Annotated in this window: 9 protein-coding genes; 1 reads left to right on the top strand and 8 read right to left on the bottom strand. The window is 34.3% G+C overall.

What is annotated here, in order from left to right; all coding sequences use genetic code 11:
• Positions 1–6 precede the first annotated feature (6 nt).
• The 5 genes from pelA to BIW12_RS10165 all read right to left on the bottom strand — a co-directional run bounded on the left by pelA (position 7) and on the right by BIW12_RS10165 (position 7,934).
• Complete coding sequence (gene pelA, locus BIW12_RS10185; protein WP_071186307.1) at positions 7–2,049, bottom strand: pectate lyase; 2,043 nt, start codon at positions 2,047–2,049, stop codon at positions 7–9.
• Between the two features lie 10 nt (positions 2,050–2,059).
• The gene (locus BIW12_RS10180; RefSeq protein WP_071185022.1) at positions 2,060–3,685 is read right to left on the bottom strand and encodes a glycoside hydrolase family 43 protein; all 1,626 of its coding nucleotides are present in this window, start codon (positions 3,683–3,685) and stop codon (positions 2,060–2,062) included.
• A gap of 250 nt (positions 3,686–3,935) precedes the next feature.
• Positions 3,936–5,159, bottom strand: a complete 1,224-nt coding sequence (locus tag BIW12_RS10175; protein ID WP_071186305.1) for a glycoside hydrolase family 88/105 protein — start codon at positions 5,157–5,159, stop codon at positions 3,936–3,938.
• Between the two features lie 28 nt (positions 5,160–5,187).
• The gene (locus tag BIW12_RS10170; RefSeq protein WP_071185021.1) at positions 5,188–6,420 is read right to left on the bottom strand and encodes a glycoside hydrolase family 88/105 protein; all 1,233 of its coding nucleotides are present in this window, start codon (positions 6,418–6,420) and stop codon (positions 5,188–5,190) included.
• 71 nt (positions 6,421–6,491) lie between these two features.
• Positions 6,492–7,934: a glycoside hydrolase family 28 protein gene (locus BIW12_RS10165; RefSeq protein ID WP_071185020.1), complete on the bottom strand. Its 1,443-nt coding sequence runs from the start codon at positions 7,932–7,934 to the stop codon at positions 6,492–6,494.
• Positions 7,935–8,261: 327 nt separating this feature from the next.
• Here BIW12_RS10165 and BIW12_RS10160 point away from each other — a divergent pair, with 327 nt between their 5' ends.
• On the top strand, positions 8,262–9,284 hold the full coding sequence (locus tag BIW12_RS10160) for a LacI family DNA-binding transcriptional regulator (protein WP_071185019.1): 1,023 nt from the start codon (positions 8,262–8,264) through the stop codon (positions 9,282–9,284).
• A gap of 344 nt (positions 9,285–9,628) precedes the next feature.
• On the opposite strand, the gene BIW12_RS10150 is transcribed toward BIW12_RS10160, so the two are convergent.
• From BIW12_RS10150 to BIW12_RS10140, 3 genes are all read right to left on the bottom strand, one after another.
• Complete coding sequence (locus BIW12_RS10150; RefSeq protein WP_157499540.1) at positions 9,629–10,606, bottom strand: IS256 family transposase, variant Zn-binding type; 978 nt, start codon at positions 10,604–10,606, stop codon at positions 9,629–9,631.
• Between the two features lie 187 nt (positions 10,607–10,793).
• The gene (locus tag BIW12_RS10145) at positions 10,794–12,410 is read right to left on the bottom strand and encodes a UxaA family hydrolase (RefSeq protein ID WP_071185017.1); all 1,617 of its coding nucleotides are present in this window, start codon (positions 12,408–12,410) and stop codon (positions 10,794–10,796) included.
• Positions 12,411–12,439: 29 nt separating this feature from the next.
• Entirely contained in the window at positions 12,440–13,882 is a 1,443-nt protein-coding gene (locus BIW12_RS10140) for a tagaturonate reductase (RefSeq protein ID WP_071186303.1), read from the bottom strand.
• Positions 13,883–13,906: the final 24 nt, after the last annotated feature.

Genomic DNA, 13,906 nt, shown 5'->3' with positions numbered 1-13,906 from the left:
AATGTTTTATTTAAAATTTGAATACCAATTCGAATTAGATTTCGAATTAGAATCTCCTAAGATATTTTCTAAAGTATATTTTTTAGCTTCTGATTTTTTTAATTGATGTGACCATGCCACTCTGTTTTCTGGCTGAAATCCTGGCCCCGAGCAATTATATTCGGCATAAAAAGAAGCTTTTTCAGCTTCTGTTTTAGACCAATTGTTCCATCCTTCTTTTCGAATATGACTCCCCATTTCGCAATTCAAATACACCGTTTTAGCGTTAATACGCCAAGGTCGTCCAAGATACACTTCTGTTGCTTTTTCGTCTGCAGTCAATTTGCAATTCATAAACACAAAACCGTATTTAGAACTTTCAGGCGTTGAAGCCGCTGTTAGATACGAATTGCTTTTGCTGTGAATATCACAATTATCAAACACCGCAGTCGCATTTCCAAAAATAAAATCGACTGTTCCTTCAATAAAACAATCTTTAAAATACTGTTTGAATCCTTCTCCCGAAGTATATAAAGTGTCCTGGTTTCCTGAAATTACACAATTTGAAACCACTACTCTATCCGCAACTACCGACAAAGCTATTGCCTGACCAACAGGACCCGCAGTATTTTTAATGGTTAAATTAGTTGCCTTAAAATCATTTCCCTCCACCAATACTGTTGGAGTCAAAAAGGTACTATTTCGTCCTAAATTGATTTTTCCAAAATAATCATCATAGGTGATTGTCGTCTTTTCTTTGCTTTCGCCAATTAAAGAAATCTTAGTATTCCACTCCGGAATGCGGACTTTTTCATGATAAACACCATTTTTAACCGTAATCAAAACTCTTTTGTATGGAAAAGAAGGCGAATTATAAATAGCATCCTGAATACTGGTATAATCCCCGCTGCCATCTTGCGCCACTACAATATTGTACTCATCTTTGGGTGCTTTCGCTACTTTTTTTTTAATCGAATTCAGTTCAGTTGAAAGTTTTTTTTTCCACTTATCGTATGCTTTCAACACTTCTTTAGGCTCATTAGTGTACCAGGAATAACCATTTCTTCTTTCGTCACCTATTTCAGCCAGAGAATATTTCTTTATGCCATCGCGATCACAAAAAAACGGTCTATTGTCATCCAATTCCATAAAACGAGCCCAAAGTGCCGGGGCATTGGCATCGGCAATCATCTTTTTATCGGTAATTTTCCCTTTAGCATCTACCACTCGTTCTTCTCTCAATCCAGTAATTTTTACTTTTTCAAACCAGGCCACCGCAGCCTCAACTGCCGCAATTATCTCTTTTGAAGGATTTTCGACAGCCATTAACAACAATGTAATTTTAGCCGATTCTTTCCCGCTTAATGACGGTAATTCATAAGCACGGGCTTTAGCAGGCAACAAAGTAACCTCATCATGTTGTGCGCACCAGGCAGTCAAAACTCCGTTTTGTTTGTACTGACTTTTGACAATACAATCAATTCCTTTATCGAAAGCTATTTTAGCCTTTGCAACCAAATCATCTGATGCCTTTATTGAATAAAAATCCGTTTTATCTTTAACTTCCTTTAAGACATTCAGAATATTTACCATAGAATCGTCGTTATACGTAATATGTGTATAATAGCCTTTTTTCAAAGGAAAAAATTGCGGCCAACCTCCATTATCATATTGCGCTTTCAGTAAATAATCCAAACCCGAAAGAAAAGCTTTTTGATAGCTGACATCCGGTTGTTGTTTGTTTATTTTAGAAAGAAAAAGCATTTCCTGAACTGTTCCTCCATTATCAGTCGTACAACCTTCTGTAGAAGTTTTAAGAGCCAACAATTCTTTCTTTTGAGCATCAGAAAGAGGTTTCTGCATTTGAGTGTTTTTTGGCCAGCCACCAATATGGCGTTGGTACAACAACACATTTTCGGCAACTGCTTTTGCTTCTGCAGATGCAAACCAACTTTCATCTTTAATCTCGGTAATGCTCTTCCATGATTTATCCAAAACCTGAGCATACATGTTTATCCCTGCCAGAAAAAAGCAGAAAAGTATCATTATTCCTTTAAAAAAATTATTCATCGTTCTATTTTTATTTAGTAAATCTAAACCAATCAACCGCTACACTTCCGGCATCGTTTATTTTTCCTTCTCTAAGAGCTGTTAAACCAATTTTAGCTCCAATCCATTTCCCTTCACGGGATTTAAAATCTTCGCCTAAGGCTTTAAAATTTTCACCATCGGTACTGTAAAAGAAACTGCAAATTCCGCCCGCTTTTACCTTAGTTTGTAAATAAAAAGTGTTTTTATCTAATTTTACTGCTGCTAATTCTGTCTCAACGCCTTTTTTATCGGCATTTTTACAAACAAGCTGAGAAATAAACAATTCGCCATTTTGCTGTTTTACTTTTAGCACACTATAATCCAACCCCATAATCACCAATCCAATACTTTCTCCATCAAAACGAGCGTTAAAAGTCATTTTGGAGGTAGCCGTAAATTCATTAGCCGGGAATTTTTGTGCTAAAATATTAGGAACATCAAATAAATTAACTGCTTTTTCAGGCATTGGACGACAGAACAAATTATAAAATCCCATTGATGTTGGCATTCCCCAATACACCTGATAGTTAGCATGCCATTGCCATTGCAGCCCTAATTTAGTCGAATTAAATTCATCTGAATCAGGTGGTGTCATAATTGGAAATGTTTTACCAACATTTGGTTTTTTATACGTTAAAACCGGTTCTCCTTTCCCGTCTTTGTCGTTATCAATTCCAATAACCGGCCAATCGTTTATCCATTTCATCGGTTGCAAATGCACAATTCTTCCATAAGCACCTTTATCCTGAAAATGAAAAAACCAGTCTTCACCTGTTTGAGTATCCACCCAGGCACCCTGATGAGGACCATTAATAGGTGTTTTACCCTGATCGATTACTTTTCGTTTTTCATAAGGACCAAAAACATTTTTTGAACGCATAACGGTTTGCCAGCCTGTAGGAACACCACCAGCTGGGGCAAAAATGTAATAATAACCATTGCGTTTATAAAACTTAGGTCCTTCTACCGTAGCTTCATCAAGATGTCCATCAAGAACCATAACAGCATCATCATTAGCCACTGTTCCTTCAGGATTCATCGAACAAACAGCCAGCAAACTTTTGGCACCGGCACGACTTCCTGCAAAAGCAAAACCTAAATAAGCTTTGCCGTCATCATCCCATAAAGGCGCAGGATCAATCAATCCTACTCCTGCTTTTACCAATATTGGCTCTGACCAAAGTCCTTTTGGATCCTTGGTTTTAATCATATAAATTCCGTAATCAGGATCGGGGTAATAAATATAAAACTCCTCATTGTGATAACGAATGCAAGGTGCCCAAACTCCGTTTCCATGTTGTGGCTTATCAAAAATGTCAAAAGGAGGCTGTTTTGGAAGTGCGTAATTTACTAATTCCCAATTGACTAAATCCTTAGAATGCAAAATAGGCAATCCCGGAATACAATTAAAAGAAGAAGCAGTCATATAATAATCGTCCCCTACACGAATAGCATCGGGATCCGAATAATCCGCATGTAAAACTGGATTTTTATAAGTTCCGTCGCCGTTATCAGCTACCCAAACTTTAGAAACCTCATTTGTTTTTTGTGCAACAATTAGTTGGCCAGATAGTATAACTAATCCTATTGCCAATGTATTATTTAGAAACTTCATAGAAGAAAATTAAATATTAATAATGTGTTTTTCTTTACCCTATACCTGTCTGCCGACAGGCAGGAGTCATATAAATCTGAACGAAAGTTTTTTCAACTTATAACCTAAAGTTTATATAAGCAGATATTGGCTAGAAACACACTATAAATCAAAAGGATATTTTTAAAAAAACCATTAAGAAATCAAGAAACGTTAAGTCTAAATTTTCTTAATTTCTTAATGGTGAAATTTTAATTTTTATGGCTTGAAATTATCTGTTTAATTCGATTGCCGCTAAGATAAACGGCCCTGTGGCTTTAGGATCATTATCTTTCTTTTTCTCATTTACATAATACTCATAAGAACCATCTCGGTATGGATTTCCTCCTAAACCTGCTACCTGACAACATTGAGTCAAAGTAATTCCGCCATCGGCATCCACTCGGATTAATTTGGTTGTCAATCCGTCAAAAGCAAAATTAGCTACTTTTTTAAATTTAGCCGGCAAGTATCCTTTGTTTACTCCTTTTGCTAAAGCATAAGCAAACATTGAAGAACCGGAAGCTTCAAGATAGTTTCCTTCTCTTCCTGCCATATCCGTTACCTGATACCACAATCCTGTTTTTTTATCCTGCACTTTTTCTAAGGCTACTGCCAATTCGTTCAAATAACCTACTAATTCCTTTTGTTTTGGATGTTCTTTTGGGAAATTATCCAAAACATCAACTAATGCCATAGCATACCAGCCTAAAGCACGAGACCAGAAATTAGGTGATTTCCCTGTTACTTTATCAGCCCAAGGCATCTTTCTGCTTTCGTCCCAGGCATGGTATAACAATCCGGTTTTAGGATCTTTATCATTTTTTTCAAGTAATTCAAATTGTTTGGCTACATCATCCAGTTGTTTTCCATTTTCAAACTTTGTAGTATATTGAGCGTAGAATGGCTGTCCCATGTACAAACCATCTAACCACATTTGGTTAGGATAAATTTGTTTGTGCCAGAATCCGCCACTTGCAGTTCTAGGCTGATTATCCAATTGTTTTCTAATGGTTTGCATCGCAACTAAATACTTGTTTTCTTTTGTTCTGTCATAAATATCAAACAAGATATTAGCAGCCACGACCATATCGATATTGTATTTATCCATCTCATAAGTAGCAATATTCCCCTTTTCATCAATTAAAGCATCTGCATAACCTTTTACATACTCATAATACTTTTCATCTTTGGTTTTTTTGTACAATTCCTCGATAGAACTGGCTACTAAACCATGAACATAATCCCATTTTGCAGTAGTTCTGTCATCAATTTGAAAAGCTTTTGGATGACGCATCATTAGCGTTAAAGCCATTTTCTCTGACCATTTTAACTTTGGAGATGTTAGCTCTTTTGATGCCGAAGCTGCGTTTGACTGCGATTTACAACTTGTAAATCCTAATGCGCCTATTAAAATAAACGTAAATAAAAATTGTTTTGCTCTCATTAATTTCATCATTTTATGTTTTTAATTATTTTTTTTATTATTTATCTAATTCGATTGCTGCCAATAAAAAAGCCCCTAAGCCATGTGAATTGTCAACTTTGATTTTTTCACTCATATAATATTCGAATGAACCATCTCGGTATGGATTTCCTCCTAAACCGGCACTGGCACAGACTTGTGTGATATGCAATTCGCCATTATCGTCCACTTTTATCAGTTTAGTTGTCAAACCATTAAAACCTTTAAGAGCAATTTTATTCATCGCTTTAGGCAAATAGCCTTTATGCACTCCTTTTGCAATTGCGTAAACTAACATTGACGAACCTGAAGCTTCTAAATAATTTCCTGCCCGGTTTGGTAAATTCGGTACCTGATACCATAATCCCGATACGTCCTGATATTTACTAACACCGCTGGCTAATTCATTCAAATAAGCTACTAATTGTTTTTGTTTAGGATGATCTTTAGGAAAATAATCCAAGACATCCACTAACGCCATTCCGTACCAACCCAGAGCTCTTAACCAAATATGCGGAGCTGTCCCCGTTTCTTTATTGGCCCAAGGCATTGCTTTACTTTCGTCCCAGGCATGAAAAAACAATCCTGTTTCTTTATCATAAGCATGATTGCGAAGCAACTCAAATTGATGGGCCACATCGTCTAATTTTTCACCCTTTTCAAACTCAACAGTATATCTTGCATAAAAAGGTTGTCCCATGTACAAACCGTCTAACCACATTTGATTAGGATATATTTTTTTATGCCAAAATCCCCCGGAAACCGTCCTTGGATAATCAACAAATTGATTTCGTAATGTTTGTAAAGCCGTTAAATATTTTTTTTCCTTCGTTTTATTATAAAGCCCAAAAAGAATTTTTCCGGCATTAATAAAATCAATATTATGATCCTGAGGATTAAAATTTTGAAAATTCCCAGAATCATCAATCAATGTATCGGCATATCCTTTTATGTAATCAAAATATTTTTCTTCTTTAGTTTGAGCATACAACTTTTCATAAGCCGTTAAAATCATACCAATCTTATAATCCCATTTTGGTTTTTCGTGATAATCAATCTGCCAGGCTTTAGGATGACGCTTCATAATGGACAATGCCATTCGCTCTGACCATTTTAACTTATCAGAAATTGATTGTTCTTGTTTATTTACAGCAGTGGCTCTTGCTTGTTCAATTGGTTTACAACATAAAAACAAGACACAAATGGTAAATATCCCCAAACCAGAATATACAAACAAAGAAAATTTTCTCATAATGCTAAATTTATCGTGAATACTCAATATTTCTAATTCTGTCTAAAAATGATTCAAAGCTTCCTTACCTTTTACAATCCCTTAGGACTAGCTACTTTTTTTCCGTTGATATAAGTGTTTATAAACTGAATATTCTTCACATTATCTATCGAATAAGCCTCTCCTACTTTCTCAATAGTTACATTTTTCAATAATACGTTTTCAATAGGTAATTCTTTATATCCCTGAGCTAAAACGCCATATTTTCCACCATTTTTAACTTTTACATTCTCCAGAATCACATTCTTTACCTGAGGAATATAATTGCCTGTTTGGTTTCCGTACACATTATAGAACATATTAATTCTTAAAACCGCTTCTTTAACCTGACCGACTTTAATATTTCGAACAAAAACATTTTCTACAATACCACCTCTTCTTGAATTGGATTTGATACGAATGGCTCTGTCTAAATTGGGACTGTCCATAGCGCAATTTTCAACAAAAACGTTCTTAATTCCGCCCGTCATTTCGCTACCCATTACTACTCCTCCGTGACCATCAAGCATTTTACAATCTTTCACAATAATGTTCTCACTCTTCATGGCTACACGTCTTCCATCACCATCTTTACCTGCTTTAATTGCAATACAATCGTCTCCTGTATTAAAAGTACAGTTTTTTATAATCACATTTTTAGAATATTCAGGATCACAACCATCGTTATTAGGCCCATGGCTTTCAACTGTTACACCATCAACCGTCACATTTGTTGATTTCATAGGATGAATAACCCAAAATGGCGCATTTATAATTTTCACATCTTTAATCAATGCGTCTGTACAACCAAAAAACTCAATAAAATTGGGTCTTAAATAAGAGCCCTCACCATAAATTCTTTCATCAACCGGAACATTTTGTTCTCCTGATTCTACTAATCGAATACGATTTTGAGGATCATTCTGATTCCCTCTTCCTTCAGCCCATCCGTATTGTTTTGCACCGCACCAATACCACCAATTATCATTATCGGCCTGACCGTTCAAAATCCCTTTACCTGTCACAGCAACATTTTTTTTATTATAAGCATAAATCAGCGGAGAATGATTCATTAATTCTGTTCCTTCAAATGAAGTTCTCACCAAAGGGTAATCAGATGACTTTGTGCTGAACAAAATTTCAGCTCCGGCCTCCAGATGAAGATTGACATTGTTATCCAAATGAATTGGTCCTGTTAAGAATTTACCAGACGGAATAACCACCTTTCCACCTCCGTTTTTAGCGCAGGCTTCAATTGCTTTTTTAAAAGCTTCTGAATTATTAATCAATCCTCCACTCTTAGCTCCATAATCAACAATACTATAGTTTTTATTGACAAAAACAGGAACTACTACTGACTTTTCAATTTGCTGCTTTACTTTCCAGGGATTGGCTAAAATGGCATTCGCTCCTTTTTGGGCTGAACAATTAGTTAAAAAAGCAAAAACCAAAACAATAGAGAAACTAAAAAACGAACGATGCAGTTTATTTTGCATGGATTAAAAATTAAAGAAGTTAAATTCAAAAAAATTATTCGACTTAAAAAACGGTTGATTTCATGTAATCGATTACACAAATCTATAGTTATTTTTTTATTTAAACTATAAAAATCATCAAAAAAAATAGATTTACACAAAAAAAAGAACATTTATTTTACTTTATAAAAAAATAAGCTTTTAATTCGTAAAATACTATAAAACCATATTTTAGATAAAAAACAAAGGCAAAAACCTTAATTTGATTTTAAAATCTTATCAATATCAGTACCAAACAAATAATTATATAAAAAAATATAGTATTTTTACCGAGATAGACCAATTATAATGAGTGGAAAAACAACAATTTATGACATTGCCAAAGCGCTAAATATAACTGCTGCAACTGTTTCGAGAGCATTAAACAACAATCCTAAAATAAGTCAAAGCACTCGAAAATTAGTCCTTGAAACGGCTAATAAAATGAATTACAAGCAAAACAAATTAGCATTAGCATTAAGAAGTGGAAAAAGTAACAATGTAGGTGTTATTGTGCCTCGCATTAACACTAATTTTTTCGCTTCGGTAATTCGGGGGATTGAAGAAGGCTTGCATCCTGAAGGCTACCAGGTTATTATTTGTCAAACTCATGAAGACGAAAACAGAGAGGTCGAAAATGTCAACACCTTATTGAACGCTCAGGTTGACGGTATTTTTATGTCTATTTCCAATCTTCCAAAGGAAAACAACCACTACATAGAACGCGTTATCCAAAAAAACATTCCTTTAATCTTTTTTGACCGAAAAAAAGAAATGAAGAATGTGAGTTCGGTAACTATTGATGATTATCTGGCTTCATACCAGACCACCCAACACCTTATTGAACAAGGCTGTAAAAAGATAGCTTATTTCTCAGGAGACCGCTCGTTAGAAATCTATGAAGACCGCTACAGAGGTTACGAAAAAGCCTTATTAGACAATAATATCCCCATCAATCCCGATTATATCATCTCTATAAAAAGTAATGTTACCGAAGGAAGAGATGCTGTCGAAAAATTATTAGCCTTAGAGAATCCTCCCAACGCTATTTTTTCTACCAGTGATTTTGCAGCTTTAGGTGCTATTCAAAAATTAAAAGAGCGCGGTATAAAAATCCCTGAAGATTTTTGTGTTTTTGGTTTTGGAAACGAACCTTTTACCAAATTCATGGAATTGTCTATTTCTACAATTGACCAGTCGCCTTTAGAAATGGGAAAAATGGCTGCCCAGGTATTTTTAGACAAAATCAACAATAAAAAATCTGAAAACAAAGTGATTTTATCACCTAAATTACTCATCCGTCAATCTTCAACCAGAATACCTCAAATTTAAACCACAATAGATTTGATTTTACAGAATCAAAAAAATCAAAAAAAATTACCGCAGATTCACAGATTATAAATTTTAAAAATCTGCGGCTCGAACGATAGCGAATTGGCGAAGCAATCTGCGGTCTTTTTTTAAGCTTGAGTAAATTTCGGTAATGTGGTCAAAAATAGTTGGTAATTTTTCATTTTGGATTAGTTAAATTACGCTATCAAATTGAAGAGGAAGTTGGCTCTGCTGAGGAGCAACCAGCCAGCAATAAATTTGATGATTATACGATAATTAAAAGGATAGTTTTTAGCTATCCTTTTAATTATCGGCAATCTGATATGGCTTACAAAAAACCTATTTTAGGTTTGGTTTTTATAATATAAATACCATTTCAAGAAGTTCTTTCTATTAGCTAAACTTAATCCTCTATGAATATTCAAGTTACCTTTTAAGTGTCCAAAAAAGGATTCTAGAGAGTTTGTTGAGTTGGGTATTTTGTCATCCTTCAAGTACAGGAACATGTTAGGTATAGCTTTCTTGATTACGGTAAATGATCTTCTAACCATTTTATGAGTATACCAATATCTTCCTGTTTCAATATTATATGATTTTTGGTTAATAAAATCTCTATATCGTTCTTCCCATTGAATGAGCTCTATTAGCCATAATTGTCGTTTGTATTCAGAATCAATATGATGGATTTTTACTGCTATTTGTTTGAGTTCAAAACCAGATTTATGTTTAGGGTTCTGTGTAAGCCATATTCTACACATTCTTGAGATATGGACTAAACATCTTTGAAAAGGCACTCGTGGACAAACTTTTTTAATGGCTTTTATAGATGATTTGTCTCCATCAGATGTAATACTTTTTATTTTGATTCCTAGACTTAATAAATTTTGCAAGTCTTCTGCTATTTCCTCAAAATGCTCTCCATTAGTCATTCTATAAAGCTGTGTCGACTTTAAATGAAAGTTTCTATAAACCACCAGACAAATATCATTTGGAAAATAAGTTCCATCAATTACCAGGTAAATTTCATCTGTTGAATTAAATTCTAAAATTGGAGCTTTGGATAACATTTTAGAAAAATAACGTTGCAATGTACTTTTGCTATATCCTGATTCGACTGATAGTTTATCAAATGTATCTTTGCCAATTACCCAGTTTCTAAACCAAATTTCTTTATTAGAATCCGAAACAGATTTATTATTTGATGTAAATAATTGTCCACAATCTTTACATTTAAATCTTTGCTTATTTAACTGGATTCCCCATTTAATAGTTTGAAGACTTTTACATGTTGGACAGCGCTTTTTTTTGAGTTTTTCATAAATAAAAAAAGTTTATTGAAACGAATTTCAATAAACTTTCGGGAGTGTCATATTTTTCAATGCTTAACAGAACTTTTACCAACTATTTTTGACTATTAAACCTAAATTTCTATTTGAAACCAATAAAAAAAGGGAGGCATTATAAAAAACACCTCCCTTTTTAACTAAAAACAAAATCTAAAAACAATCTTTATAGCGATACTCCTCGTTTCCAAGGAATGAAGTCATTTTGATTTAAAATGGCAGCTTTGGTTTTTACTTCACCACTAGCTACTTTTATAATAAATTCTAACATTTCGTCAGCTGTTTCTTCAATCGATTTATCACCTGTTATAATTCCACCAGTGTTAAAATCGATAATATCAGACATTTTTTGAGCCAATTGAGTGTTAGACGATACTTTTACGACCGGAGCAATTGGATTTCCTGTTGGAGTTCCTAAACCTGTTGTAAACAATACCATATTCGCTCCTGAACCTACCATTGCAGTAGTACATTCAACGTCGTTTCCTGGAGTACATAACAATGTAAATCCTGGCTCGTTGATATACTCTCCATAATCGTAAACCCCTACAATTGGAGAAGTTCCTCCTTTTTTAGAAGCACCTGCTGATTTCATTGCATCAGTAATCAAACCGTCTTTGATGTTACCCGGAGAAGGATTCATATCAAATCCTGAACCAGCATCAATAACTGTTTTCTCATACCATTTCATTAAGTCTAAGAAACGTTGTCCGTCTTTATCATCGATACAACGGTTTACTAATTCCTGCTCAACACCACATAATTCTGGGAATTCAGAAAGAATTGTAGTTCCTCCCAACGCCACTAATTTATCAGACAACACTCCTAATGTTGGGTTTGCAGAAATTCCTGAGAATCCATCAGAACCACCACACTCTAAACCAATTCTTAATTTAGATAATGGAGCAGGTTTTCTTTCAATTTTATTAGCCTCTTTAATAGCAGCAAATGAATCTTTTACTACAGTACTCAACATTTCTTCAATTGTACCAATAGATTGTTGGTCGTAAATTAAAACCGGCTTGCTGTAGTTTGGATTAATTTCTTTCATCGCATCCTGGAAGATAGAAATTTGTAAGTTTTGGCAACCTAAACTCAACACAGTAGCTCCGGCAACGTTAGGATTATTTACATATCCAGCCAACAATTTAGCCAAGCTATGAGAATCCTGACGGATTCCTCCACAACCACCTTGGTGCTGAATAAACTTTACTTCGATATTTTGGAATAAATCTACTTCTGTTGATTTTTGTACCACTTCATCACCGCCTTTTTCAGAATTAACCAAAGAACGAAGCAACAATTGGTAATCGTTCTCTTTTGGTTTCATTAATTCTTTTTCGAAAATACCTTTTAAGATTTCGATATTTCTGTTCTCACAAAATACTAATGGGAAGAACAACCAAACATTCTCAGTTCCCACTTGTCCGTCTTCACGGTGGTATCCCATGAAAGTTTTATCTTTCCATTTGTCAACATTAGGAACATCCCAACCAATAGTTTCTGTTTTACCAGTTACCTTAGCACTTTCGTGTTTTACATTAGTAGTAGCAATAACATCACCTTTAGCAATTTTTTGGCTAGCTTTTCCAACGATTACACCGTACATATAGATTTTATCTCCAGGCTCAAAATCTACCATTGCAATCTTATGCTTCATTTTAGTATCCGATAATACTAAAACATCTTCTCCTTCAAAAGCGATAGTTTCTCCAGCAGTTAGGTTTACTAACGCTACAGCCACATTATCCGAAGGATCTACTTTTATTAATTTCTTTTGCATCTTAATTAACTTGATTTTTTTGTCTTTTTTTATTTTTTTTGAGAAAAATTGATAAACCCCTGCTCTATACCATTGGTCTCAATTTCATTTAAAGCAAGCACTAAAGCTTGTGATAATCCGTCAACTTTTGTTAAATCTTCACCCCAAAATTCTGTATTGGCTAAAACTGTAGCTACAACTGAATTTAAATCTTTTAATTCCCAGGCTTTTTTGAATGCTTCAACTAATTCCGGAGTATCTTTTACCGGTAAAGCTTCATTATTCCAAGTCCCTTTGTAGAATTGGATCAAACAAGCTAATGAAAAAGTTAAACTAGTTGGAAGTTCTTTTTTCGCATTATAATATCCTAATAAACTAGGCAAAACTCTTACTTTGAATTTTGAGATTGAATTTAAAGCAATATCAGCCAAAGCATGTTTGATAAATGGATTTTTAAAACGATCCATTACCTCTTCAGCATAGGCAGTGATTTCGTTTTTATCCATAGGAAGGGTTTCACTAATTTCACTGATAACATTATCTACAAACGGTCCGGTAAAATCGCCATTAACCGTTTCCATTACTAATTTGTTACCAAATAAAAGAGAAACAGGAACCATTGCGGTATGTGCTCCATTCAAAATACGAACTTTAATCATTTTGAAAGGACGAATATCGTCAACAATTTTTACATTCAAATCTGTTTTATGGAATGGTAACTTCGCTTTTAAATCTTCCCCACCTTCAATTGCCCAAAGGAAAAATGGTTCAGCCGCAACAATTAAATTATCCTGATAATCTAATTTGCTATTGTATTCTTCAATATTAGCTCTTGGATATCCAGGAACGATTCTGTCAACCAAAGTACTGTGATAGGTACAAGCCTCAGAAACCCAAGTTACAAATGCTTCTTCCAACTTCCATAATTCACAATATTGCAAGATACATTTCTTCAAGGCTTCTGAATTGTAGTCAATCAATTCACAAGGAATGATAGTCACTCCCTTTGAAGCATCACCATTAAAATGTTTGAATCTTTCATATAACAAAACAGTCAACTTTGCAGGAAATGAAGCTGGAGGCTGCATATCAGGAGTATCTGTTCCAACGAATTCAATTCCGGCTTCAGTAGTATTTGAAACAATAAACTGAAGCTCTTCTTCTTTAGCTAACGCTAAATAATCGGCAAAATCAGTATAAGGATTGATTCCTTTTACAACATTAGTAATTAACTGAATGTCTTCTATTTTTTCTCCTTTTTTGATTCCGTTCATAAACAAAGTATAAAGACCATCCTGGTCATTAATCATGTTTACCATACCACCTGCCAATGGCTGAACCATCGCAATACCAGCATTGAAATTAACTTCATTATTTAATCTTTGAAAAGCGTAATCAACAAAAGCTCTTAAAAAGTTACCTTCACCAAATTGTACTACTTTTATTGGATTCAATTGTTCTAATCCTCTATTCTTTCTGTTTAATTTTTCCATTACTTCTGACATAGTTGGTTGTAT

The organism is Flavobacterium commune (assembly GCF_001857965.1).
In the GTDB taxonomy this organism is placed as follows: Bacteria; Bacteroidota; Bacteroidia; order Flavobacteriales; family Flavobacteriaceae; genus Flavobacterium; species Flavobacterium commune.
Note: the sequence above shows the minus strand (reverse complement) of the source record. Positions and strands in the feature narration are given on the sequence as shown.